This window comes from Kribbella sp. NPDC055071 (assembly GCF_053608045.1).
The window spans coordinates 161,535-184,994 of the sequence record NZ_JBSGUS010000001.1 but is presented as its reverse complement, the minus strand read 5'-3'; the positions used below and the strand labels follow the sequence as shown (position 1 = coordinate 184,994).

24 protein-coding genes are annotated in these 23,460 nt (G+C 68.4%); 8 read left to right on the top strand and 16 right to left on the bottom strand.

The features are described 5' to 3' along the window. Nucleotides 1-191 precede the first annotated feature (191 nt). Together ACWF4Z_RS00900 and ACWF4Z_RS00895 are read right to left on the bottom strand one after the other, a co-directional pair. Nucleotides 192-2,324: a 3-hydroxyacyl-CoA dehydrogenase NAD-binding domain-containing protein gene (locus ACWF4Z_RS00900; protein WP_452240824.1), complete on the bottom strand. Its 2,133-nt coding sequence runs from the start codon at nucleotides 2,322-2,324 to the stop codon at nucleotides 192-194. Then, a complete protein-coding gene (locus ACWF4Z_RS00895) occupies nucleotides 2,321-3,538 on the bottom strand; it encodes an acetyl-CoA C-acetyltransferase (RefSeq protein ID WP_452240823.1) in 1,218 nt (405 codons plus the stop codon). Before ACWF4Z_RS00895 ends, ACWF4Z_RS00900 begins: the two co-directional genes overlap by 4 nt. 61 nt (nucleotides 3,539-3,599) lie before the next feature. Here ACWF4Z_RS00895 and ACWF4Z_RS00890 point away from each other — a divergent pair, with 61 nt between their 5' ends. After that, complete coding sequence (locus ACWF4Z_RS00890; protein ID WP_452240822.1) at nucleotides 3,600-4,352, top strand: MerR family transcriptional regulator; 753 nt, start codon at nucleotides 3,600-3,602, stop codon at nucleotides 4,350-4,352. On the opposite strand, the gene ACWF4Z_RS00885 is transcribed toward ACWF4Z_RS00890, so the two are convergent. The 7 genes from ACWF4Z_RS00885 to ACWF4Z_RS00855 all read right to left on the bottom strand — a co-directional run bounded on the left by ACWF4Z_RS00885 (nucleotide 4,349) and on the right by ACWF4Z_RS00855 (nucleotide 10,779). Then, the gene (locus ACWF4Z_RS00885; RefSeq protein WP_452240821.1) at nucleotides 4,349-4,612 is read right to left on the bottom strand and encodes a DUF6510 family protein; all 264 of its coding nucleotides are present in this window, start codon (nucleotides 4,610-4,612) and stop codon (nucleotides 4,349-4,351) included. The two genes, ACWF4Z_RS00890 and ACWF4Z_RS00885, sit on opposite strands and share 4 nt — an antisense overlap. Then, nucleotides 4,609-5,361: a ferredoxin reductase gene (locus tag ACWF4Z_RS00880; RefSeq protein ID WP_452240820.1), complete on the bottom strand. Its 753-nt coding sequence runs from the start codon at nucleotides 5,359-5,361 to the stop codon at nucleotides 4,609-4,611. Before ACWF4Z_RS00880 ends, ACWF4Z_RS00885 begins: the two co-directional genes overlap by 4 nt. Next, on the bottom strand, nucleotides 5,331-5,927 hold the full coding sequence (locus tag ACWF4Z_RS00875) for a sulfite oxidase-like oxidoreductase (RefSeq protein WP_452240819.1): 597 nt from the start codon (nucleotides 5,925-5,927) through the stop codon (nucleotides 5,331-5,333). Before ACWF4Z_RS00875 ends, ACWF4Z_RS00880 begins: the two co-directional genes overlap by 31 nt. Before the next feature lie 79 nt (nucleotides 5,928-6,006). Beyond that, nucleotides 6,007-7,149, bottom strand: coding sequence for an acyl-CoA dehydrogenase family protein (locus tag ACWF4Z_RS00870; protein WP_452240818.1), 1,143 nt, complete (start codon nucleotides 7,147-7,149; stop codon nucleotides 6,007-6,009). Nucleotides 7,150-7,161: 12 nt separating this feature from the next. Then, on the bottom strand, nucleotides 7,162-8,271 hold the full coding sequence (locus tag ACWF4Z_RS00865; protein ID WP_452240817.1) for a CaiB/BaiF CoA transferase family protein: 1,110 nt from the start codon (nucleotides 8,269-8,271) through the stop codon (nucleotides 7,162-7,164). Between the two features lie 50 nt (nucleotides 8,272-8,321). Further along, nucleotides 8,322-9,779 carry a cobyric acid synthase gene (locus ACWF4Z_RS00860; protein ID WP_452240816.1) on the bottom strand — a complete coding sequence of 486 codons (1,458 nt, stop codon included), beginning with the start codon at nucleotides 9,777-9,779 and terminating at the stop codon, nucleotides 8,322-8,324. Between the two features lie 4 nt (nucleotides 9,780-9,783). Next, nucleotides 9,784-10,779, bottom strand: coding sequence for a helix-turn-helix domain-containing protein (locus tag ACWF4Z_RS00855; RefSeq protein WP_452240815.1), 996 nt, complete (start codon nucleotides 10,777-10,779; stop codon nucleotides 9,784-9,786). Nucleotides 10,780-10,919: 140 nt separating this feature from the next. Between ACWF4Z_RS00855 and ACWF4Z_RS00850 the strand changes: the two genes are divergently transcribed. After that, nucleotides 10,920-11,870: an alpha/beta hydrolase gene (locus ACWF4Z_RS00850; protein WP_452240814.1), complete on the top strand. Its 951-nt coding sequence runs from the start codon at nucleotides 10,920-10,922 to the stop codon at nucleotides 11,868-11,870. On the opposite strand, the gene ACWF4Z_RS00845 is transcribed toward ACWF4Z_RS00850, so the two are convergent. Next, nucleotides 11,871-13,457 carry an MFS transporter gene (locus ACWF4Z_RS00845; RefSeq protein ID WP_452240813.1) on the bottom strand — a complete coding sequence of 529 codons (1,587 nt, stop codon included), beginning with the start codon at nucleotides 13,455-13,457 and terminating at the stop codon, nucleotides 11,871-11,873. Between the two features lie 112 nt (nucleotides 13,458-13,569). Here ACWF4Z_RS00845 and ACWF4Z_RS00840 point away from each other — a divergent pair, with 112 nt between their 5' ends. The 3 genes from ACWF4Z_RS00840 (at nucleotide 13,570) to ACWF4Z_RS00830 (ending at nucleotide 15,405) form a co-directional block, all read left to right on the top strand. Beyond that, nucleotides 13,570-13,866 (top strand): GNAT family N-acetyltransferase, encoded by a 297-nt coding sequence (locus tag ACWF4Z_RS00840; RefSeq protein ID WP_452240812.1) that lies wholly within the window; start codon nucleotides 13,570-13,572, stop codon nucleotides 13,864-13,866. After that, nucleotides 13,863-14,423 carry a YbaK/EbsC family protein gene (locus ACWF4Z_RS00835; RefSeq protein ID WP_452240811.1) on the top strand — a complete coding sequence of 187 codons (561 nt, stop codon included), beginning with the start codon at nucleotides 13,863-13,865 and terminating at the stop codon, nucleotides 14,421-14,423. Before ACWF4Z_RS00840 ends, ACWF4Z_RS00835 begins: the two co-directional genes overlap by 4 nt. Nucleotides 14,424-14,580: 157 nt before the next feature. Next, nucleotides 14,581-15,405: a helix-turn-helix domain-containing protein gene (locus tag ACWF4Z_RS00830; RefSeq protein WP_452241301.1), complete on the top strand. Its 825-nt coding sequence runs from the start codon at nucleotides 14,581-14,583 to the stop codon at nucleotides 15,403-15,405. A gap of 183 nt (nucleotides 15,406-15,588) precedes the next feature. On the opposite strand, the gene ACWF4Z_RS00825 is transcribed toward ACWF4Z_RS00830, so the two are convergent. Both ACWF4Z_RS00825 and ACWF4Z_RS00820 read right to left on the bottom strand, forming a co-directional pair. After that, on the bottom strand, nucleotides 15,589-16,023 hold the full coding sequence (locus ACWF4Z_RS00825) for an organic hydroperoxide resistance protein (protein WP_452240810.1): 435 nt from the start codon (nucleotides 16,021-16,023) through the stop codon (nucleotides 15,589-15,591). A 26-nt stretch (nucleotides 16,024-16,049) separates the two neighbouring features. Then, the gene (locus ACWF4Z_RS00820; RefSeq protein WP_452240809.1) at nucleotides 16,050-17,003 is read right to left on the bottom strand and encodes a quinone oxidoreductase family protein; all 954 of its coding nucleotides are present in this window, start codon (nucleotides 17,001-17,003) and stop codon (nucleotides 16,050-16,052) included. Between the two features lie 93 nt (nucleotides 17,004-17,096). Between ACWF4Z_RS00820 and ACWF4Z_RS00815 the strand changes: the two genes are divergently transcribed. Continuing rightward, on the top strand, nucleotides 17,097-17,747 hold the full coding sequence (locus ACWF4Z_RS00815; RefSeq protein WP_452240808.1) for a TetR/AcrR family transcriptional regulator: 651 nt from the start codon (nucleotides 17,097-17,099) through the stop codon (nucleotides 17,745-17,747). Here ACWF4Z_RS00815 and ACWF4Z_RS00810 read toward each other — a convergent pair. From ACWF4Z_RS00810 to ACWF4Z_RS00795, 4 genes are all read right to left on the bottom strand, one after another. Continuing rightward, the gene (locus ACWF4Z_RS00810) at nucleotides 17,731-18,477 is read right to left on the bottom strand and encodes a sulfite exporter TauE/SafE family protein (protein ID WP_452240807.1); all 747 of its coding nucleotides are present in this window, start codon (nucleotides 18,475-18,477) and stop codon (nucleotides 17,731-17,733) included. The genes ACWF4Z_RS00815 and ACWF4Z_RS00810 overlap by 17 nt on opposite strands. Nucleotides 18,478-18,605: 128 nt before the next feature. Continuing rightward, a complete protein-coding gene (locus tag ACWF4Z_RS00805; RefSeq protein ID WP_452240806.1) occupies nucleotides 18,606-19,754 on the bottom strand; it encodes an SPFH domain-containing protein in 1,149 nt (382 codons plus the stop codon). 143 nt (nucleotides 19,755-19,897) lie between these two features. Further along, nucleotides 19,898-20,449 (bottom strand): NfeD family protein, encoded by a 552-nt coding sequence (locus tag ACWF4Z_RS00800; protein WP_452240805.1) that lies wholly within the window; start codon nucleotides 20,447-20,449, stop codon nucleotides 19,898-19,900. Nucleotides 20,450-20,545: 96 nt separating this feature from the next. Continuing rightward, nucleotides 20,546-21,328, bottom strand: a complete 783-nt coding sequence (locus ACWF4Z_RS00795; protein ID WP_452240804.1) for an ABC transporter ATP-binding protein — start codon at nucleotides 21,326-21,328, stop codon at nucleotides 20,546-20,548. Nucleotides 21,329-21,416: 88 nt separating this feature from the next. Between ACWF4Z_RS00795 and ACWF4Z_RS00790 the strand changes: the two genes are divergently transcribed. Next, the gene (locus ACWF4Z_RS00790) at nucleotides 21,417-22,151 is read left to right on the top strand and encodes a hypothetical protein (protein WP_452240803.1); all 735 of its coding nucleotides are present in this window, start codon (nucleotides 21,417-21,419) and stop codon (nucleotides 22,149-22,151) included. Nucleotides 22,152-22,204: 53 nt separating this feature from the next. Next, on the top strand, nucleotides 22,205-23,422 hold the full coding sequence (gene serB, locus ACWF4Z_RS00785) for a phosphoserine phosphatase SerB (RefSeq protein WP_452240802.1): 1,218 nt from the start codon (nucleotides 22,205-22,207) through the stop codon (nucleotides 23,420-23,422). Nucleotides 23,423-23,460: the final 38 nt, after the last annotated feature.

The window sequence follows — 23,460 nt, the reverse complement described above, 5'->3', positions numbered from 1 at the left end:
ACGTTTCTGGCACGGCTCGCGCCCGTTCGGAAGACGCCACGCCCGTACCGTTCAGGTCAATCGTTGTAGAAGTGCCAGCACCATGTCTCAAAAGCGCGCCCGGCGCAAGACCGGACGCGCTCCACTTTGTTCGAATGTGTGGATTTTGCTTGAGTTGATATCGCTCTGTGATCAGCGGAGGAGTTCGTCGATCAGCGGAAGAGTTCGCCTGCCGCGGCCTTGCGGACCAGCAGCGCGGGCGGCTCGAAGCGGTCACCGTACGTCGATGCCAGCTCGCGCGACCGGTCCACGAACGCGGGCAGGCCGTAGCCGTTGATGTACTGCAGGGTGCCGCCGTACAACGGTGGAAAGCCGATGCCGAAGATCGAGCCGATGTTGGCATCGGCAACGGAGCGTAGTACTCCTTCGTCCAGACACTTGACGGTCTCGAGCGCCATCGCGAACAGCATCCGCTCCTGCAGATCAAGCACCGGTACGGCGCTCTCGCGCGCGAAGTGCGACCACAGTCCCGGCCACAAGTGTTTGGGTCCGTCGGCCGGATACTCGTAAAAGCCAGCCCCCGCGGCCTTCCCGCGGCGATCGAACTCGGTCACCAGGCGATCGGTGACCGCCATCCCGGGGTGGTCGTCGAAGGCGCCGGCGCTGTCCCCCGCGGCCAGGGCCGCGTCGCGGATCTTCTGCGGGAGCGTCAGCGTGACCTCGTCCAGCATCGCGAGCGGCGGAGCCGGGAAGCCCGCCTGCGTCGCGGCCCGCTCGATCGTGACCGGATCGACGCCCTCGGCCACCATCGCCGCACCCTCCATCACCAGCGTGCCGAACACCCGGGAGGTGTAGAAACCACGGCTGTCGTTGACGACGATCGGTGTCTTCTTGATCTGCCGTACGACGTCGTACGCGCGAGCGATGGCGCGATCGGAGGTCTTCGAGCCCACGATCAGCTCGACCAGCGGCATCCGGTCGACCGGCGAGAAGAAGTGCATGCCGATGAAGTCGTCCGGGCGATCAATCCCGTCGGCCAGTGAGGTGATCGGCAGGGTCGACGTGTTCGAGCAGAGCAGCGCGTCCGGCTCGACCACCTCCGCGATCTCGGCGAACACCTTCTGCTTCAGCCCACCGTCCTCGAAGACCGCCTCGATCACCAGGTCGCACCCGGCCAGATCGTTCGGGTCTGCGGTCGGCGTGATCCGGCTCAGGAACGCTTCGACCTCGCCGACCGACAGCCGCCCCCTCTGCACCTGCTTCGCGAGGAGCTTCTCGGAATATGACTTGCCGCGAGAAGCAGCCTCGAGCGAGACATCCTTGAGCACCACCTCGATGCCCACCTTCGCGCAGACATAGGCGATCCCGGCGCCCATCATTCCCGCGCCCAGCACGCCGACCTTCCGGGCGGAGTACCGAGGTACGTCGGTAGGCCGCGAGGCGCCGGCGTTGATCGCCTGCAGGTCGAAGAAGAACGCCTGAATCATGTTCTTCGCGATCTGCCCGGTCGCGAGCGACACGAAGTACCGCGACTCGATCCGCGACGCGGTGGCGAAGTCGACCTGGCTGCCCTCGACGGCGGCGCTCATGATCGCGCGTGGCGCCGGGTACGGCGCGCCCTTGAGCTGCTTGCGCAGGTTCGCCGGGAAGGCCGGCAGGAATGCGGCCAGCTTCGGCGAGGACGGCGTACCGCCGGGGATCTTGTACCCGTCCCGATCCCAGGGCTGCTTCGCGTCTCCCTCGTACGACGCGATCCACTGGTAGGCCGCATCCAACAGGTCGGATGCCGGCACCACCGAGTCGACGATCCCGAACTCCAGCGCCTGGGCAGGCTTCATCCGCCGGCCCTCCAGCAGCACCTTCATCAGCGCGTCCTGCAGACCGAGCATCCGCACGGTCCGCGTCACGCCGCCACCACCGGGTAGCAGACCCAGCGTCACCTCGGGTACGCCGAGCTCGATCCGGTTGTCATCGGCAACGATCCGGTGGTGGCACGCGAGGGCGATCTCGAGCCCGCCACCCAGGGCCGATCCGTTGATCGCGGCAACAACCGGGACGCCGAGCGTCTCCAGCGCCCGGAGCTGCCGCTTGACCTCCTCGACCGTGTCGAACACCTGGGCCGCATCGCTCGGCTGGATCTGCGACAACATCTGGAGGTTGCCACCGGCAAAGAACGTCGACTTGGCGCTGGTGATGACGACGCCCTTCAGTCCGGACGCGGACTGAAGCCGCTCGACCGCAGCACCCATCGCGGCGACGTATGCCTCGTTCATCGTGTTCGCCGCGGCGGAAGGGTCGTCCATCGTCAGCGTGACGACGCCGTCGGAGTCGCTCCAGGAGATCATGCCGCAAGCCTCTCGATGATGGTCGCGACGCCCATCCCGCCGCCGACGCACAGGGTGGCCAGTCCGTACCGGAGTTCGCGTCGTTCCAGTTCGTCCAGCAGGGTTCCGATCAGCATCGCGCCGGTCGCGCCGAGGGGGTGGCCGAGCGCGATCGCACCACCGTTCACGTTCACCTTCTCGTGCGGTACGCCGAGATCGTTCATGAAATGCAGAACCGCGGCCGCGAACGCCTCGTTCATCTCGAACAGGTCGATGTCACCGACTTCGAGGCCGGCCTTTCCGAGCGCCTTCCGGGCGGCCGGCGCCGGTCCGGTCAGCATGATGGTCGGGTCCGCGCCACTCACCGCGGTCGCGACCACGCGTCCGCGCGGCGCCCGGCCGAGCGCCTCCCCGGCCTTCTCGTTGCCCACGGCAACCAGAGCGGCGCCGTCGACGATTCCGGACGAGTTGCCCGCGTGGTGCACGTGTTCGATCCGCTCGACGGTCAGGTACTTCTCCAGGGCGACCGAGTCGAACCCGCCGTGCTCCCCGATCGCCGCGAACGACGCGGGCAGGCCGGCCAGCGTCTCGACGGTCGTCCCCGGCCGGACGAGCTGGTCGGTGTCGAGGATCCGCAGCCCGTTGCGATCGTCGACCGGAACGATCGAGCGCGCGAAGTACCCGTTCGCCCAGGCCTTGGCGGCGCGAGCGTGCGACTCGGCGGCGTACGCGTCGACGTCGGTCCGGGAGAAGCCGTCGATTGTCGCGATCAGGTCCGCGCTGATGCCCTGCGGGATGAAGTTGGTCTGCATCGCGGTCTCCGGGTCCATCGCCCAGGCACCGCCGTCAGAAGCCATCGGTACGCGCGACATCGACTCGACCCCGCCCGCGAGGATGAAGTCCTCCCAGCCGGACCGGACCCGCTGGGCCGCTTGGTTCACGGCCTCCAGACCGGATGCGCAGAACCGGTTGAGCTGCACGCCACCGGTCGTGTCCGGGTAGCCGGCCGCGAGCACCGCGGTCCGCGCGATGTCCATGCCCTGATCGCCGATCGGCGTGACCACACCGAGGACGACGTCGTCGATCGCGGTCGGATCCAGCTCGGGATGCCGGGTCCGCAACTCGCGGAGCAGGCCGGTGATCAGCGAGATCGGCTTGACCTCGTGCAGCGCTCCGGTCGGTTTGCCCTTACCGCGGGGGGTGCGGATCGCGTCGTACAGGAAGGCTTCGGTCATAGCTCGATTGTGACAGTTGAACTGTCATAGTGGTCAAGAACGGGTCGTTATGATCTCCGCCATGCCAGAAGTACAGGGCGCAGAAGGACAGGCCGAAGTGGCGACGCTGACCGTCGACGAGTTGTCGGCGCGGGTCGGGATGACTGTGCGGACGTTGCGGTTCTACGCCGGCCGCGGCTTGATCCCGCCGCCGACCCGACGCGGCCGGGTCGGGTACTACGGTCCCGAGCACATCGCCCGGCTCGATCTGGTTCGCGAGCTGCAGGCCCACGGATTCACGCTCTCCGCGATCGAGGGGTACCTCGAACGGATTCCGCCGGACGCGACCCCGCAGGACATCGCATTGCATCGCACGCTGCTCACGCCGTGGATGCGCGACCTGCCGGAGACCCTCGATCGCGCGACCCTGGTCCGTCGTACCGGCCGGGAGCTCACCGACGACGACATCGAGATGCTCGTCGCCCTGGGCGTGGTCGAACCGACGCCGGACGAGGACGTCTTCCAGGTCGCGACCGCGCATCTGAGCCTCGGCGTCGAGCTGCTCGACCTGGACCTGCCGGTCGAAGCCGTCCAGGACGCCGGCCGGATCTTCGCCGATCACGGCCGGGCCATCGCCGAGGAGCTCACCGACGTCTTCCGGACCAAGGTCTGGCCGCACTACCGCGACTCGGGCGGTCCGCCCGAGCACATCCAGCAGCTCGTCGAACGCTTCAAGCCGGTCACGATCCAGGGCCTCGTGCTCGCCTACGAACGAGCCGTCGGTGAGACCCAGCGCGACACCATCCGCCGGACCCGGAACAAGCAGCGTCGCTAGTTGGAGACCCGCAGGTAGGTCAATCCGCGCAGATCCAGGTAGGTGTCGGTCGGCGTCGTCACCACGCGGAGCAGGACGCTGTCACAGCCGACGCAGCGGGCGACCAGGCCGGGAGCGTTCGTGTACAGGCGTGATTCCGCGAAGACCCCGGTCCGGCCGCAGCCGGCGCAGCGGGAGATCGCGGCCGTGATGTCGACGGCGAAGAGCTCACTCAGCGCCCCCGCTGCCGCATTGCCATCCAGATAATCCATCTCGCTCATCGAGGGCCTCCTGTGGGTCCGAACCGTTCTGTTCTCACCCGGGCCGGGTCGTGGCCGGCCGCGACCAGCAGGTCTGCCACCGTCTCCACGAACGGCGTCGGCCCGCACACGTACGTCGTCGGCAGCTGGTCGGGCGGCAACGCGTGCTGCTCGATCACCTCGGCGTCGATCCGACCCACTCGCGGCTCTCCCGCCGGAGCCTCCCGCGTGTAGACGAGCCGTACGTCGACGTCGTCCGAGGCGGCCAGCTCCTTCAGGTCGCTCACGTAGATGACCGACTCCGGACGCCGCACCGAATACAGCAGCCGGACCGGCGTCGTGCTGACCGCGGCGCTGTGGGCACGCAGCATCGCCCGCAGCGGGACGACACCCGATCCCCCGCCGATCAGCTGGACCGGCCCTTCCTGCTCCGGCTTCCAGACGAACCACCCACCGACCGGCCCGCGGATCTCCAACGGGTCACCGACCTTGATGACATCGACCAGGTACGGCGAAACCTCACCGTCGGGCACCTGCTCGACAGTGAGCTCGATCGTGGCACCGGTCCACGCCGAGGCGATCGAATACGACCGGGAGGCCCGGTAGCCGTCCGGCGCGGTCAGCCGGACGTCCAGATGCTGGCCCGCGAGGTGCCCGGGCCAGTCCGGTACGTCGAGCGTCAGCGTCCGAGCGGTCTCCGTCTCACGTCGTACGTCGGAGACCGTGGCCACCTGCCAGCTCAGTCGCCGGCGTATCGCTGTTCTTTCCATGGGTCTCCGTACTCGTGGTAGCCGGCGGTCTCCCAGAAGCCCAGGTCCTCGGTGTCGGACAGGACCAGTCCGCGTACCCACTTGGCGCTCTTCCAGAAGTACAGGTGTGGCACGAGCAGACGGGCCGGGCCACCGTGCTCGGGGTCCAGCGGCTCGCCGTCGTACTCGTAGGCGATCCAGGCCTGGCCGTCGAGCAGGTCGTCGAGCGGCAGGTTGGTCGTGTACCCGCCGTAGCTGTGCGCCATCGCGAAGTCGGCACCGGTCTCGACATCGGCGAGCAGAGTGTCGAGCGAGACGCCCTTCCACTCCGTCTGCAGCTTCGTCCACCGGGTCACGCAGTGGATGTCCTTGGTGATGGTGTCGGCCGGCAACGCAAGCAGCGCGGCCCAGTCCCACTTGTGCTTCTCACCGGCCTCGCTGGTGACCGTGAATTCCCAGTGCTCGGTCTGGATCCGCGGCGTCGGCCCGGCCGACAGGACCGGGAAGTCCCGGGTCAGATACTGCCCCGGGGGAAGATCCGAACCGCTGCTGCGACGACCGGTGAATCCCGGCGACACGATGTTCATGCCGACCTCCTCTGCTCCTGGAGGAAGTCAACCACGCCCTCGCCGGATGTCCAGCGTCGGCGCAGCCGGATCATGGTGACTACAGACCCATCGTGCGGCCGATGATCTCCTTCATGATCTCGGTCGTGCCTCCGTAGATGGTTTGGGCGCGGGTGTCCAGATAGGCCTTCGCGATCGGGTACTCGGTCATGAATCCGTAGCCACCGTGCAGTTGCAGACACCGGTCGACCACCCGCTGCTGGAGCTCGGTGGTCCACCACTTCGCCATCGCGACCTCGGCGACCGTGAGGGTGCCGGCGTTCAGCTCCTGGATGCAGCGGTCGACGAAGACCCGGGCGATCTGGGTCTCGGTCGCGAGCTCGGCCAGGACGAAGCGGCTGTGCTGGAACGAGCCGATCGGTCGCCCGAACGCCTTCCGGTCCTTGACGTAGCGCAGCGTTTCGGCGAGGACGTTCTCGCAGGCGACGGCCGCGACGACGGCGAACGTGACGCGTTCCTGCGGGAGCTTCTCCATCAGATAGGTGAAGCCCTTGCCCTCCTCGCCGAGCAGATTCTCGACCGGGACACGGACCTCGTCGAAGAACAACTCGGCGGTGTCCTGCGCCTTCAGCCCGATCTTGTCCAGGTTGCGACCGCGCTCGAACCCGGGCATCCCCCGCTCGACCACCAGCAGCGAGATGCCTTGGGCGCCGGCCGCCGGGTCCGTCTTGGCGACGACGATGACGAGGTCGGCGAGGATTCCGTTGGAGATGAACGTCTTCTGACCGCTCAGCACGTAGTGGTCGCCGTCGCGCCGGGCCGTGGTCTGGATGCCCTGCAGGTCGCTGCCGGCACCGGGCTCGGTCATCGCGATCGCGGTGATCAGCTCCCCCGAGCAGAACCCAGGCAGCCAGCGAGCCTTCTGCTCGTCGGTGGCGTAGTCGAGCAGGTACGCCGAGTTGATGTCGGTGTGGATCGTGAAACCGACCCCACTTCCGTGGGCTGTCGTCATTTCCTCGATCAGCACGGCATTGAACCGGAAGTCGCGCACCCCACCACCGCCGTACTGCTCGGGCATCATGAAGCCGAGCAGACCCGCCGCACCGGCGGCCGTCCACAGCTCGCGCGGGACGATGCCGGCCTCCTCCCAGGCTGCGTGGTGCGGCACGACCTCCTTGTCGCAGAACGCTCGTACGGTCTCCCGGAAGGCGTCGTGATCGGCGTCGAAGAGCTGACGTTCCACGGGCGGGTCCTCTCAGATCTGAACGGCGGCGCGGGTCTCGAGCAGGTGGTCGAGGTCGGTGATGCCCCAGTCGGTCAGGGCTTCGCGGGTGTGTTGGCCGGCCTTGGCGGGCGGTCGGCCCAGGGCGGTCGGCGTACGGTCGAAGCGTGGCGCCGGTGCGGCCTGCCGGACTCCGTGGTGGTCCACAAAGGTGCCGCGAGCGACGAGATGGGGATGGTCGGCGGCCATCGGCAGGACCGCCGTGACACAGGCGTCGGAGCCGTCGAAGACCTCGGCCCACTCCGCCTGGGTCCGCGTGCGGAAGGTCTCGGTGAGCGTCTTCCTGATCGTCGGCCAGTTCGACGGGTCGTTGCGGTCGGCAACAGTGATGCCAAGCTTGTCGATCAGCTCGGCGTAGAACTGCGGCTCGATCGCGCCGACCGCGACGTGCTTGCCGTCGGAGGTTTCGTACACGTCGTAGAACGGCGCGCCGGTGTCCAGGAGGTTGGTGCCGCGCTCCTGCGTCCAGGTCCCGGCCGCGAGGGCGCCGAGGAGCATCGTGGTCAGATGCGCCGAGCCGTCGACGATCGCGGCGTCGACCACCTGGCCCTGGCCGCTGTGCAGGGCGGCGAGGACACCGATCACCAGGTACAGCGAACCGCCCGCGAAGTCGCCGAGCAGGTTGGCCGGGACTTGTGGCGGGCCGCCGGCCCGGCCGATCAAGTGCAGCGCGCCTGACAGCGCGAGGTAGTCGATGTCGTGCCCCGCGGTCTGGGCGAGCGGACCGTCCTGACCCCAGCCGGTCATCCGTCCGTAGACGAGCGTGGGGTTGATCGCGTGACAGTCGTCCGGACCGATGCCGAGTCGCTCGGCCACGCCCGGCCGGAAGCCTTCGACGAGTACGTCGGCCTGTGCGACCAAGCGCCGTACGACGTCGACGGCCGCTGGTTGCTTGAGGTCCAGCGCCACGCTGCGGCGACCGCGGTTGACCAGGTCCAGCTCCGGTGGTCCCATCGACAGACCACCGCCGGGACGGTCGATCCGGAGGACGTCCGCGCCCAGCTCGGCGAGCATCATGCAGGCGAACGGCGCCGGACCCATCCCGGCCAGCTCGACCACCTTCACGCCTTCGAGTGGACCCATGCCCGCCATTGTGACAGTCCCACTGTCACAGTCGTCAAGTCACCTCGACGTCATCCACCGGGTGCGCCAGGTGGGACGAAGGGGCGCGGCGGTGGGCCGGAGGTGATCAGGTCGAGGAGTGCCGCGGTGTCGGCGTACTCGTCGATGGTGTCGGCGAGGCGATCCAAGCGCGCCTCGCGGAGGGCGGCGAACGAGACGGTGCCGTCCGGCGCGGGCTTGCCGGTCAGCCCGGCGATCTCGGTCAGGAAAGCGTGCCGGGTCGCGTCGTCATCGAGCAGGCCGTGCCAGATCGTGCCCCACGTATGACCCGACCGGCAGCCGCCGGGGAAGGACTCGGCGTCGCCGGTGACCGCGACCACCCCGTGATGGATCTCGTACGCCGTCGGCGCCGGCCGGGCCAGCGTCTTCTCCCGCCGGAAGGTCGTTGCGACAGGCAACAACCCGAGACCGGCGTGATCGCCACCGCCTTCGACACCGTCGGGATCGGAGATCGTCGCACCGAGCGCCTGGTAACCGCCGCAGATGCCGAGCACCGGCCGACCGGCCGCGACGCGCGCCGCGACCGCCTCGGCCAGGCCGTGCGACCGCAGCCACTCAAGATCGGAAATGGTCGCCCGCGAGCCTGGCAGGACGACGAGATCGGCGTCGCGGACCTCGGCAGGACTCGTGGTGAAGAAGACACTGGTGGTCGGCTCGACCGCGAGTGCATCCAGGTCGGTGAAGTTGCTGATCCGCGGAAAGCGAATCACGGCGACGGTGAGCAGCTCGGCCGACGCCGTCCGTCGGGTGGGGATGTCCAGCGCATCTTCCGAATCCAGCCACAACTCAGGCAGCCACGGGAGCACGCCGTACGTCGGACGCCCGGTCACCGAGGTGAGCATGTCGATCCCCGGCTGCAGCAGCGACACGTCGCCGCGGAACTTGTTCACCATGAACCCACTGAGCAACGCCTGATCCGCCGCATCGAGCAACGCGACGGTCCCGAACATCGACGCGAACACCCCACCGCGATCGATGTCCCCGACCACCACCACCGGCGCCTGGGTGTGCTGCGCGAGCCCCATGTTCACGTAGTCCGATTGCCGCAGGTTGATCTCTGTCGGACTCCCCGCGCCTTCGCTGATCACCACGTCGTAGCGGGCCGCGAGCTCGTCGTACGCCGCGAACGCCGCCTTCGCGAGCTCGGCCCGCTCGGTCAGGAACCCGCGCGCCGACAGCTCCCCCCACGGCTCCCCCATCAGAACGACGTGGCTGCGTCGATCGCTGCCCGGCTTGAGCAGGACCGGGTTCATCGCGGCCTCGGGCTCGGCGCCGGCGGCGATGGCCTGGATCCATTGCGCGCGGCCGATCTCGGCGCCGTCGGCGCAGACCATCGAGTTGTTCGACATGTTCTGAGCCTTGTACGGCGCCACCCGGACACCCTGACGCGCCAGCCAGCGGCAGAGGCCGGTCACGACGGTCGTCTTGCCCGCGTCGGACGTCGTACCAGCGATCAGGAGCGAACCCACTCGCCTACCTTAGTGCGCACATCACCAGGGCCAGCGAGAGGCGGAAGCGTCCCTGCGGATTGTCGAGCTCGAAGCCCAGGATCGCCTCCGCGTGCTCGAGTCGGTACGCGACCGTGCTGTGGTGGCGGTAGACGAGCGCGGCCGCCTTACGGACCGAGTCGGTGATGCAGTACGCGCGGAGGATCGCCAGCAGATCGTCGCCACCGGGCTCGGCAGCGATGCGGTCGATGGCGGCCACATCGGGTGAGTTCGCGATGTCCTCGGGGCGCAGGCGGTCGGCCAGGACGAGCAGGCCGCCCAGCTCGTCGGAATTCACCACGGGCTCCTCGGGCGAGGCCAGCCGGAGCGCCGTCCGCGCCGCCTGCCAGGACTCAGCGGCTTGGATGGCCGGCAGCGCCGGGCCGATGCCAGCCCGAAGACCGGCCGTCGCCTCCAGCGCAACACCCGCTGGAAGCAGGGTCACCACCTGGTTGCCTACCTGAGCGGAGGAGCTGGAGACGGGAGCCGTGGAGACTGCGACCTGGAGTGGGGCGCTCGGGGTGAGGCCGAGGAGATGCAGGGCCCGGGAGCGCTCGGCGATGCCCGCGGAGGCGGAGACGATCAACTCGACCAATGCGGGATCACCGACGGCCGGGAGGGCGTTCACCGTGCGATCGAGCAGGATCGAGCCGGCCAGGGCGAACCGTTCGAGGACCATGTCGTCGATTGCCAACTCGCCGGTGGGACGGCCCAACCAGAAGCAGGCATCACCCGACGGACGGAGCTGAGCGCCGGCCGATGGACCGGCGATGTCGATCGCGCCGCCGGGGTCGGCCCGCAGGACCAGTCCGCGGCCCGCCGCGTCGATCCCGACCTCGCACTCGGCCAGTGCGGCGGTGTTGCGCAGCAGCGTGTTGAGGTCGGCCTTGCCGGTCACGAGCGCGTCGAAGAACCCGATCACGCGGACGGCGCTCTCCGCGTCGGCGTCGAGACCGGACAGCCGCAACAGCAGGCCCTTCATGACCCGAGGCTACCGGCCGCAGGCCAGAAACCCTCCGCCGTACGGCGGAATCCTCGCGCCGAACCCCCGCCATCCGGCGGCTGCGTCGTGCCATCGTGGGAAGGCAAGCTCACAGGGTCGGCGAGCAGAGAGGCACCACGATGACCAACTACGCGATCGACCCCGAGCTCCAGCCCTGGCTGGCGATGCTGCCGGACATCGACCTGTCCGACATGACAGCCGCGCGGGAGTTGCGCGACAGCGCGATCGGGATGCGCCCACCCGTTCAGGTTCCGGCCGGGCTCGAGATCCGCGAGGTGACGATCCCCGGCCGCGACGGGACAGAGGTCTACGCCCGGGTCTACGCGCAGACCGATCCGGGCACGGGACTGCGCGACGGGCTCCGGGCCGGTTACCTCGACATCCACGGCGGTGGATTCGTGATGGGCGACCTCGACATGTTCGAGCAAGGACCCGTGGACATCGCGGCGGCCACCGGCGCGGTGGTGATCTCGCCGGACTACCGGCTCGCCCCGGAGCACCCGTTCCCGGCCGGGCTCGAGGACTGCTACGCCACGCTCGAGTGGCTGGCCGCGAACGCCGCTGAGCTCGGCGTCGATCCGGCCCGGATCGCGGTCGGTGGTGCGAGCGCGGGCGGCGGACTGGCGGCGGCCGTCGTTCTGCTGGCGCGGGATCGGCACGGACCGCCGATCAGCTTCCAGTTCCTGGAGATTCCCGAGCTGGACGACCGTTTCGAGACCACCTCGATGCGGACCTTCGTCGACACCCCGCTCTGGAACCGGCCGGCCGCCGAGTACAGCTGGAAGTACTACCTGTCGGGTACGCCGGAGCTCCTCGGACTGCAGTACGCCGCGCCCGCGCGGGCCGAGGATCTGTCCGGCCTGCCACCGGCGTTCGTCCAGGTCTGTGAGTTCGACCCGCTCCGCGACGAGGGCATGATCTATGCACAGCGCCTGCTCGCCGCCGGAGTCGGCACCGAACTGCACCTCTACCCCGGTACCTTCCACGGCTCGGAGCTGGTCCAGGAGGCGGCCGTGAGCCGGCGGATGGGCGTCGACCGGATGGACGCCCTCCGCCGGGTCCTGGGCTGACTATTCGTTGGGCTCGTCTTTTCTGTCGAGACCTTGTTCGGCTTCAGGTTTGACGGGAGTGATGCGCCGGCCCTGAGCATCGGTGCTGGGCAGCCGCGGCGCGACGCCCTGGAACCGCGTCCCGCCGGTGTCGCGGGCCGACAGCGGCTTGGCGACGTTCTCCAGCGACTGGCCTTCGGCATCGACCCCGAAGAACCACGCGATCAGACCACCGATCAGCATGATCGCCGCCCCGATGATGTAGCCGACGGTCAGCGGGCCGCGGGCCGGGTGTTCGCCCTCACCGATCAACGAGGCGAACAGGAACGGCGCGATCACACCGCCGGTCAGCTGCGAGATCGCGAAGAAGAACGAGATCGCCTGTCCACGCAGCTCGATCGGGAAGATCTCACTCACCGTCAGGTACGCCGACGAGGCACCGGCCGAGGCGAAGAAGAACACCACGCACCACAGGCCGGTCAGCGACGCGGCGTTCAGCGAGCCGGCGTTGAACAGGAGCGCGGTGATGAACAGTACGACGGCCGAGATGGCGTACGTCCCGAGAATCATCTTGCGCCGGCCGATGGTGTCGAACAGATGCCCGAGCAGCAGCGGGCCGGCCAGGTTACCGATCGCGAAGGGGAAGAAGTACAGCGCGATGCTGGAGTCGCTGAGCCCGAAGTACGCCTTCAGCACCAGCGCGTAGGTGAAGAAAATCGCGTTGTACAGGAAGGCCTGGGTGACCATCATCGAGAAGCCGAGGAACGAGCGGCTGGGATAGCGGCTCAGCATCACGTGGGCGATCTCGCGGTACGTGACCGGCGGATAGTCGACCACGTTGATCGCCTCGTCCTGGCTGACCTCGGGGATCTCGCGACCTTGGCTCCGGATGCGCTCCTCGATCGCGTCAACCGTCCGCTCGGCCTCCTCGACGCGGCCGTGGGTCATCAACCAGCGCGGGCTCTCCGGAATGTGGCGGCGCAGGTAGATGATCGCCAGACCCATCACCGGGCCGATCAGGAAGCACAACCGCCAGCCCCACTCGATCGGGACGATGTCCTTGTTCAGGAACACCAGACCGACCACGGATCCGATCAATGCGCCGGCCCAGTAGGTGCCGTTCACACCGATGTCGACGCGGCCGCGGTACCGCGACGGGATCAGCTCGTCGATGGCGGAGTTGATCGCCGCGTACTCACCGCCGATGCCCATCCCGGCGATGAACCGGAAGATGAGCAGCGACCAGATGTCCCAGGACAGGCCGGCCAGTCCTGATGCGATCAGATAGACCAGCAGCGTCACGATGAACAGGCTGCGTCGACCCAGCCGGTCGGTCAGGCGGCCGAAGAACAACGCTCCGACCACCTCACCGCCCAGATAGACCGACGCCATCAGCCCGACCTCGGACGTGGTCAGGTGCAGGGTCTCTGGTTCCTTCAGCACGTTCCCGACCAGGGAGACCAACTGGATCTCCAGGCCGTCAAGGATCCAGGAGACGCCGAGCCCGACGACGATCATCCAGTGGAACCGCGTCCAGGGCAGTCGATCCATCCGGGCCGGCACCAGGCTCGGTATCGGCTTGCCTTCCTCCAACGCGTGCTCGCTCATTCGCTGCTCCTCCCGCGGCCCGGGTCCACGGCGCGAACTGCCGAAGACGCCCTTTAGGCACGTACCCCGCAGGTCCCGTCTCCCAAACGGTCGACGTGACTACAGTTGCGGTATGGAGAACGAGATCACCGTGGTGGACGCCAAGGAGAGCAGTCGGTACGAGGCGCACGACGCCGACGGCAACCTGATGGGCTTCGTCGACTACAAACTCAACCCCGGCGTGATCATCTTCCGGCACGCGGAGACGCTGCCGGACTACCGCGGCCATGGCGTGGCCGGCCGGATCGCGTCGAAGTCCCTCGACGACGCGCGCGCCCTCGGGCTGTCCGTGAAGCCCGCCTGCCCGTTCTACCAGGGCTATCTCGAAGAGCACCCCGAGTACGCCGACCTCGTCAAGGACTCCGAATGACGGCACCTGTCCTGGGCAAGCTCGAATGGCGGGCGGCGGCCGACGTACCGGAGTTGCTCGCGGCACCGGTCACCGCGGCGCTGGGTGGTGCGACGCTGGGTGGTGCGGCGCTGGGTGGGATCCCGGCGTACGCGGCGGCGATCGATCCGGGGCTGGCCGATACCGCGGCCTTCTGCGCGGAGTACGACGTACCGATGGCTGCCTCGGCGAACTGCGTCATCGTGCTCGGCAAGCGGGCCGGTGAGTCGACGTACGCCGCGGTCCTGGTGCTGGCCACCGACCGGGCCGATGTGAACGGCGTGATCCGCAAGCACCTCGGGGTCCGGAAGATCTCGTTCGCCGCCCAGGACGACGCGGTCGGCTCCACCGGCATGGAGTACGGCGGGATCACGCCGATCGGAGTGCCCGCGGAGTGGCCGGTCCTGGTCGACTCCCGCGTCGTCGAGGCCGGGCACGTGGTGATCGGCAGCGGGATCCGCGCCTCGAAGCTGCTCGTCGACGGCGCCGACCTGGCCAAACTCCCGGGCGCGACCGTGCTCGACCTGTCGCTGAGCTGATTTCCGGAGCGCCAACCCGGTTCCCGCGGTGGACACGCGGTAGCATCGCGGGCTGAAATGGGTGACAGGGGTTGGGTGCATGCCCGAGCGACCACAGGGTGCGGGTGACGACGTGACGGTGACGGGTGGCGAGGGTGGGCCGACCGCGCTCCGGATCATGCTGGGCGGACAGCTACGGCGGATGCGGGAGACGGCCGGGATCAGCCGGGCCGACGCCGGGTGGCAGATCCGCGCGTCCGAGTCCAAGGTCAGCCGGATGGAGCTCGGCCGGGTCGGGTTCAAGGAACGCGACGTCAGCGATCTGCTCGAGCTCTACGGGCTGGCCGACGAGGAGGAACGCTTCCGGCTGATGGAGCTGGCGCGGGCCGCGAACAACCCCGGCTGGTGGTCCCGGTACGGCGACGTGATGCCGAGCTGGTTCACCAACTACGTCGGTCTCGAGGTCGCGGCCACGCTGATCCGGACCTACGAGGTGATGTTCGTCCCGGGCCTGCTGCAGACCAAGGAGTACGCGCGGGCCGTCGTACAGCTCGGGAAGTCGTACCTGCCCGCCGACGAGATCGAGCAGCGGGTCGCGCTCCGGGTGACGCGGCAGCAGATCCTGAACCGCGCCAACCCGGCCCGGCTGTGGGTGGTCATCGACGAGTCGGTGCTGCACCGGCCGGTCGGCGGCGAGACGATCATGCGGGCCCAGATCGAGCATCTGATGATGTGGTCGCGGCAGCCGAACATCACGCTGCAGGTGATGCCGTTCAGCAGCGTCGGGTATCCGGGCGCAGGCGGCGCGTTCAGCATCCTGCGCTTCCCCGAGGGCGACCTGCCCGACATCGTCTACATCGAGCACGCCGCCAGTGCGCTGTACCTGGACAAGCTCGAAGAGGTCGACGAGTACGTCGCGATCATGGAGGGGCTGACCATCTCGGCCGCACCGGTGTCCGCCACCGAGGATCTGCTCAAGCAGGCCCTCGTCCGCATGGACTGACCCCCCGCCGGGTCCCATTTCAGGGGCCGGCCCCCGAGCTTGCGGGTGGTCCCGGCAGTATCCACGGTGTCCACCCCCCATTTCGGGGGCCGGCCCCCGAGCTTGCGGGTGGTCCCGGCAGTATCCACGGTGTCCACCCCCCATTTCCGGGGTCGGCCCCTGAAATGGGGGGTGCCAGAGGGGTTAGGCGACCGTTAGGTCGACCTTGATGTTGCCGCGGGTGGCGTTGGAGTAGGGGCACACCTCGTGCGCCTTCGCGATGAGCTCCTCGGCGGTCGCGCGGTCACCGACGCCGGGCAGGCTGACGACGAGTGCGACCTCGAGGCCGAAGCCGGCGCCACCGTTGATCGGGCCGATGCCGACCTCGGCGGTGACGGTCGAGCCGTCGGCGTCCTGGCGCGCCTTGCGGGCGACCAGCTTCAGCGCGCTGTGGAAGCAGGCCGCGTACCCGGCCGCGAACAGCTGCTCGGGGTTGGTGCCGTTGCCGTTGCCGCCCATCTCGACCGGCGGCGCGACGGTGACGTCGAGCTTGCCGTCGTCGGTCGCGACCTTGCCGTCCCGGCCGCCCTGGGCGGTGGCGTGGGCGGTGTACAGAACCTTCTCGACTGCGATGGTCATACGTCTCTCCTCAATGAGTTGGCGATTTAGCGGGAGGGGTCGAGCAGGAGCTTGCCGACCGTCTTGCGGTCGCGCATGTCCTGGTGTGCCTGGGCGACCTCGGACAGGCCGTACTCGGCGCCGACGATCGGTCGGAGCTCGCCGTTCGCGGTGAGCTCGAACAGCTCCGACAGCGCGCCGGCGAAGCGCTTCGGGTCCCGCAGGCTGTCGACCAGCCAGAAGCCGGCCACGGTCTTGGAGCCCTTCATCAACCGGGCGGGCGCGATCGGCTGCGCAGACTGCCGGGAGGCCGAGCCGAACGTGACCAGACGGCCGAACGGCGCGAGCGCGTCGAACGACTCGTCGAACGTCGGTCCGCCGACCATCTCCAGCACGATGTCGACCGGCTGACCGTCGTTCGCAGCCAGGATCCGGTCTTTCAGGCCCTCCGGCGTACCGTCGATGGCTACGTCGGCGCCGAGCTCGAGGGTCTTCCGGCGCTTCTCCTCCGAGGACGCGGTCGCGATCACCCGGCCCGCGCCCCAGAGCTTCGCGAGCTGGATCGAGAGGTGGCCGACGCCCCCGGCGCCTGCGTGAACCAGGACGGACTCGCCGGGCTGCAGGTGCGACGAGTGCTTCAGCATGTACCACGCGGTCGTGCCCTGCACGATCAGCGCGAGCGCCTGGCCGTCGGTCACGCCTGCCGGTACGTCCCACGCGGCGACGTCGCGGATCAGGGCCTTCTCGGCGTACCCTCCGGAGCCGACGAGTGCGACCACACGGCGGCCGTCGGCGGTGTGGCCGACCACCTCACCACCCGGGATCATCGGGAGCGCGGACTTGGACAGATAGCTGTTCTCGACCTGGTGGGTGTCGGCGTAGTTGATGCCGGCCCGATCGACGGCGATCAGGACCTGGCCGTCACCGGCGACCGGCTCCTCGACCTCGCTGACCTTCAGCACCTCGGGCCCACCGAACTCGGTGATCTGTACCGCTCGCACGTCTCGTCCCGCCTCTCGTTCTGGCTTTCGTTCCGGTCTCTATACGCTGTACTATACACCGTACGTTAACTGGTTCGAAGGGAGCTGGGTCACATGGCCCGCACGCCGCGGAATACGCTGAGCCCCGAGCTCATCGTGCGGACCGCGCTGGAGCTGATGGAGTCCAACGGCGCCGACGCGTTCAGTCTGCGCGGGGTGGCCGCCGAGCTCGGTGTCGGTCCGATGGCGCTCTACACCTATTTCCGTAACAAGGACGAGCTGTACGACGCTGTCCGGGATCACCTGATGGGCCTGCTTCCCGCCGTACCTGGTGAGGTGCCGTGGCCTGATCAGGTGCGGGCGGTCTGCCGGTCGCTGCGGGTATTGATGTTGCAGCATCCTTGCCTTGCGCAACTACTTGCCAGCCGGCCGTTGAGTGGGCACGAGACTGCGCGGGTGGCCGAGGGTTTGCTCGGCGTACTGCGGGGTGCCGGGTTCGATCCGGAGACGGCGGCGCGGACGCATACGACGCTGTTCACCTACGTGCTCGGGGCGACGTCCTGGGAGATCCAGATGGCTGCCGAGCGGCGTGATCCGGAAGGGTGGCGGCGGCTGCGGATCACGATGGAGTCGCTGTCCGCGCGCGACTTCCCGTCGGTGGTCGAGCTCGCGCCGGAGCTGGCCCGGACCACGGGTGGGGACGAGCAGTTCGACTACGGGCTGGATCTGTTGCTTGCCGGCCTGAGCGTCAGAACACCATCGTGACGATGGCCACGATGCCTATGCAGACGATGAGTACGCGCAGCGCGATCGGCGGGAGCTTGCGGCCGTAGCGGGCGCCGAGGAAACCGCCGATGGTGGAGCCGACCGCGATCAGCGCGGCGGCGAGCCAGTCGACGTCGTGGACGACGATGAACAGCACGGCGGCGACGCTGTTCACCACTGTGGCGAGCACGTTCTTCAGGCCGTTCATCCGCTGCAGGTTGGTGTCCAGGCCGAGGCCGAGGATCGCCATCAGCAGGACGCCTTGCGCAGCACCGAAGTACCCGCCGTAGATGCCGGTGGCGAAGACTGCGGGGATGACCCACCACGCGCCTCGGTGCAGATGTGACGGGGTGCTGATCCACTTCGACAACCACGGCTGGAACGCGACCAGCAGGCAGCCGAGCAGGATCAGCACCGGTACGACGGCGTGGAACGCGGAGTCGGGCAACGTCAACAGCAGGACCGCGCCGACAATGCCCCCGAGCAGCGACGCCGGGATCAATCGAATCATCCGGCCGCGCTGACCTTCCAGCTCCCGCCGGTAACCGATGGCCCCCGCAGCCGTGCCAGGCGCCAGACCGACCGTGTTGGTCACGTTCGCCAGCACCGGCGGAATACCGACCGCAAGCAACGCCGGAAACGTCAGGAGCGTCCCCGACCCCACCACGGCGTTGATCGTCCCCGCGCCCATCCCCGCCACCAGGACGAACACCGCCTCGAACCATGTCATCGCTGCCCGACTCTACGCACCCACCCCCCACCCCCGCTCCCCAGTCCGACCATTGAACAAACAACCACCCCCACCAGAACGCACAAGACCTCCCCGACGGAGCCGGGGAGGTCTTGTGATGAAGGTGTTCAGCGTTGAGGTGGTTCTTGGGATGGGGTGTCTTGGACTGGGGTGGCGGAGGGGGTGGTGGGGACCTGACCCCGGTTGCCTACGGCGGCGCTTTCGGCGGCGGCGATGGCTTCGCGGACTGCGTTGTCGGCCTCGGCTACTGCAGCGGCCGGGGCACCAACTCCCGCGGCGGCCGGGTCCAGCTCAGGTGCGGAGCCGTTCGAGAGCTCCGGCGCTTGCCAGTTGCCCTCGGCCTTCTGGGTGATGCCGGCCACCTGGCCGACCGCGCTGCCCAGACCCTTGAGCGCGTCGCCGATCTCGCTCGGCACGATCCACAGCTTGTTCGCGTCGCCCTGAGCGATCGACGGCAGCATCTGCAGGTACTGGTAGGCGAGCAGACCCTGGTCGGGCTTGCCGGCGTGGATCGCGTTGAAGACCGTGGTGATGGCCTGCGCCTCACCTTGCGCCTTCAGGATCCGCGCTTCCCGCTCGGCCTGCGCCCGCAGGATCCGGGACTGCTTGTCACCTTCGGCGGTGAGGATCGCGGACTGCTTCTGACCCTCGGCCGACAGGACGGCGGACTGCCGCATACCTTCCGCGGTGAGGATCGCGGCGCGCTTGTCACGGTCGGCGCGCATCTGCTTCTCCATCGAGTCCTGGATCGACGGAGGCGGGTCGATCGAGCGGAGCTCGACCCGGTTGACCCGAATGCCCCACTTGCCGGTCGCCTCGTCCAGCACGTAGCGGAGCTTCTCGTTGATCTCCTCACGAGAGGTCAGCGTCTGCTCCAGGTCCATGCCACCGATGATGTTTCGCAGCGTCGTCATGGTCAGCTGCTCGATGGCCTGGATGTAGTTCGAGATCTCGTACGTCGCCCGGACCGGGTCGTTCACCTGGAAGTAGATGACGGAGTCGATCGACACCATCAGGTTGTCCTCGGTGATGACACCTTGGGGCGGGAACGCGACGACCTGCTCGCGCATGTCGATGGTGTAGCGGACCTTGTCGATGAACGGGGTCAGCAGGTTCAGGCCCGGCTGCAGGCCGGTCTTGAACTTACCGAACCGCTCGACGATCCCGACGGTCTGCTGCTGCACCACCCGGACGGACTTGATCAGCGTCACGATCACCAACAAGGCAACCAACGCCAGCACAATGAGGAACGCCACTGCAGCCTCCACTCGACACAATCCTCGGACGGACAGTCTTTCCTATCGACGGGCCGGCCGACCAGCCGGTTCCCGGCGCGTCGGCTGCCTGATCGAGCAGGTAGTTTCCGCTGTCCCTACAGTCGACAGTACTCCGAACCGGGTCAGGCCTGAGGTGGATCCGAGGGGTTCGGATTCTGGCCCGGAGTCGAGCCTGGATTCTGCTTCGGTTCGGGGGTGCCGAGCTGGTGGTGCAGCGGGTCTCCGACCGGATAGACCACGGCTGTCGCGCCGTCGATCGACATCACCTCGACGCGCGTGCCCGGCTCGATCGTCGAGACTTCGTCGTACGGACGGGCGGTCCAGAGCTCGCCGTTCAGCCGGATCGAGCCACCGCCGTCGGGATGGATCTCCTTGACCACAGTGCCGGTCCGGCCGATCACGTGAGCTGAACCGGTCTTGAGCTCACCACCGTGGTGCATCTTGCGCACCAGCAGCGGACGGATCGCTCCGAGCATCGCGCCCGCCGTGATCAAGGCGATGACGATCTGCAGCCAGAGCAGTCCTGGGAAGAAGGCCGCCACCCCAGCTGCCGTCAGCGCGCCGGCGGCCAGCATCAGCAAGGTGAAGTCGAGCGACGCGAGCTCGGCCAGACCAAGGACGGCGGCGATCGTCAGCCATGCAGCCCACATGTTGTCCCGCAGCCAATCCATCATTTCCCAACTCTATCCACGTTCGGGAGCCTCAGGCGCAGGTTCGACGCGTCTCGTTACCTCAAGGATCCCTCGCCGGATATCTGGGCAGCTCCCGAGCTAGAGGGCGCGGGCGGTGTAGCGGCCGTCTTCCTGCTTCAGCGAGAGGGCCAGATCGAAGGTGTCACTCAGGGTCTGCGCGGTCAACGCCTGCTCGATCGGGCCGGCCGCAACCACCCGGCCCTGCTTCAAGAGCAAGGCGTGCGTGAAGCCGGGCGGGATCTCCTCGACGTGATGGGTGACGAGGACCATCGCGGGTGCGCCGACCGCGGTCGCGATCGAGCTGAGGGACCGCACGAGCTGTTCGCGACCCGTAAGGTCCAGACCGGCCGCGGGCTCGTCCATCAGCATCAGTTCGGGATCCGTCATCAGGGCACGGGCGATCTGGACCCGCTTGCGCTCCCCCTCCGACAGCGTGCCGAACGTGCGGTCGGCGAGGTGTGCGATCCCGAGCTCGGCCAGCAACTCCTTGGCCCGTTGGTGGTCCAGCTCGTCGTACTCCTCGCGCCACCGGCCGAGGACGGCGTACGACGCGGAGACGACAACGTCGGCGACGCGTTCGCTCTTGGGGAGCCGGTCAGCCAATGCGGCACTCGTCAGTCCGATCCGCGGCCGCAGCTCGAAGACGTCGACGGCGCCGAGCACTTCACCGAGCAGCCCGACGACCCCGGTGGTCGGGTGGATCTGCGCCGCGAGGATCTGCAGCATGGTCGTCTTGCCGGCGCCGTTCGGGCCGATCACCACCCACCGGTCGGCCTCGTCGATGGTCCAGTCGATTCCGTCGAGCAGCACCGCGCCACCACGAACGATCGAGACACCGGCCAGCTCCACCACAGCAGTCATGCTCAAAACCTACGGGGTGGGTCCCGGCGATTCGACGTCCGCCCTGCCGGAGTCGTCGCGGCGAGATCGTGGTGGGAGACTGTCGGGCGTGCTGACCACCTCCGCCTCGGTCCGATTCACGGTGTGGACGAACGCGATGCTCGCCGGTGCCTGCGACCCCGACACGGCCGCGGAGCGGATCCGCGGCGACGACGTCGGCCATCACGTCGCCGGGCTGGCCGCGCATCCGGAGCCGGCCACGTTGCCGGTGGCACTGAATCTGCTGCGAGCAGCCGGTACGACGCAAGCCCACCTCGCGCTGCCCGTGCCGGGTGACCCGATCGGGTTGGCCGGGCCGCCGCCGTTCAACGAGGCCGCGTTGGAGACGGGCGAGGCCGTGGTCCTCACGGGCGCGGAGCTCGGCCTGATCCCGGCGTACGTCGGGCCTGCTGTGCAGTGGAGCGTGATGCCGGCGGCGAACCCGCTGCCGACCGATTTCGGTGAGGCGGATCGCGGGCTGCGGCTGGCCTTGATCGAGGCGGCGGATTCGCTGGCGGACCTGGATGTCGCGCGGTGGAACCCCGACATCGCCGACGCGCTGATCGACATCCGCAAGATCGGCAGTGGTCGCAACGACGACCTTGCCCCCGGCTACCAACCACGAGCGGTCAAGGCCGCGGCGACGGCCCGGCGTTGCCTCGCGATCGCCGACGCCGCGCTCGACGACGACGGCGCCGCGGTCACCGGAGCCGAGGCCGATGCGCGCCGGCGCACTCTCCTCGCCCTCGCGGCAGCCGCGCGCCGCGCGCTCGTCGCGGCCTGCGCGCCACCTGTTCAGGATTGAGATGTGGACCGGACAGCGGACGGACAGCTGAGGTGGGTAGCGTCTGTGCTGCCATGAATGAACAGGCTGAGCTCGAGATGCACTCGTCCGATCGCCCGACGGTCCTGGTCACGTTGACCGGCACCGACCGGCCCGGCCTCACGTCCGCTGTGCTCTCGACGATCGCCACGCGCGGGCTCGAGGTCATCGACGCCGAACAGGTCGTCCTGCGGGGCCGGCTGATCCTCGGTGTCCTGTTGTCGGCACCGCGCGACCACAAGCAGCTGAAGGAAGAACTCAAGGCACTGGCCGATGTCCTCGACGTCGACATCTCGGTGAAGAAGGGTGTCGGCGACAACGAACCCCGTCGCAAGGGTCGCAGCCAGGTGACCGTGATCGGGCGACCGCTGAGCGCGGCCGGGCTGGCCGCGATCGCCGGCCGGATCTCCGACACGGGCGCGAACATCGACCGGATCAGCCGGATGGCGCGCTATCCCGTCACCGCGATGGAGTTCGCCGTCTCCGGTGCCGATCCGGACGCGCTGCGGACCGTGCTCGCGCTCGAGGGAGTGCGGCAAGGGCTCGATGTCGCCGTACAGGACGGTGGGTTGTACCGCCGGGCCAAGCGGCTGATCGTGATGGACGTCGACTCGACGCTGATCCAGGGCGAGGTCATCGAGATGCTCGCCGGGCATGCCGGCCGCCTCGAGGAGGTTGCCGCGGTCACCGAACAGGCGATGCGCGGCGAGCTCGACTTCGCCGAGTCCCTGCGCCACCGGGTCGCCGCGCTCGAAGGTCTGCCGGAGTCGGCGCTGGACGAGGTGTACGACGCGATCCAGTTCGCGCCCGGGGCACGGACATTGGTGCGGACGCTGAAGCGGCTCGGGTACCAGTTCGCGATCGTGAGCGGTGGGTTCAGCCAGATCACCGACAAGCTGGCCGCCGAGCTCGGCATCGACTACGCCAAGGCGAACGAGCTGGAGATCGTTGACGGCAAGCTCACCGGACGCGTGGTCGGCGAGATCGTCGACCGGCCCGGCAAGGCGACCGCGCTGCGCGAGTTCGCCGCCCGGTCCGGTACGCCGCTGACCCAGACGGTCGCGATCGGTGACGGCGCCAACGATCTCGACATGCTCGCGGCGGCCGGCCTGGGCGTCGCCTTCAACGCCAAACCGGTCGTCCGTGCGGCCGCTGACACCCACCTGAGCGTCCCCTACCTGGACACGATCCTCTACCTCCTCGGCATCAGCCGCGAGGAAGTCGAAGCCGCCGACGCGAGCACACCGGCCTGACCCCACCGGATTGGCGGTCAATCCGGGCGGATGCCGGT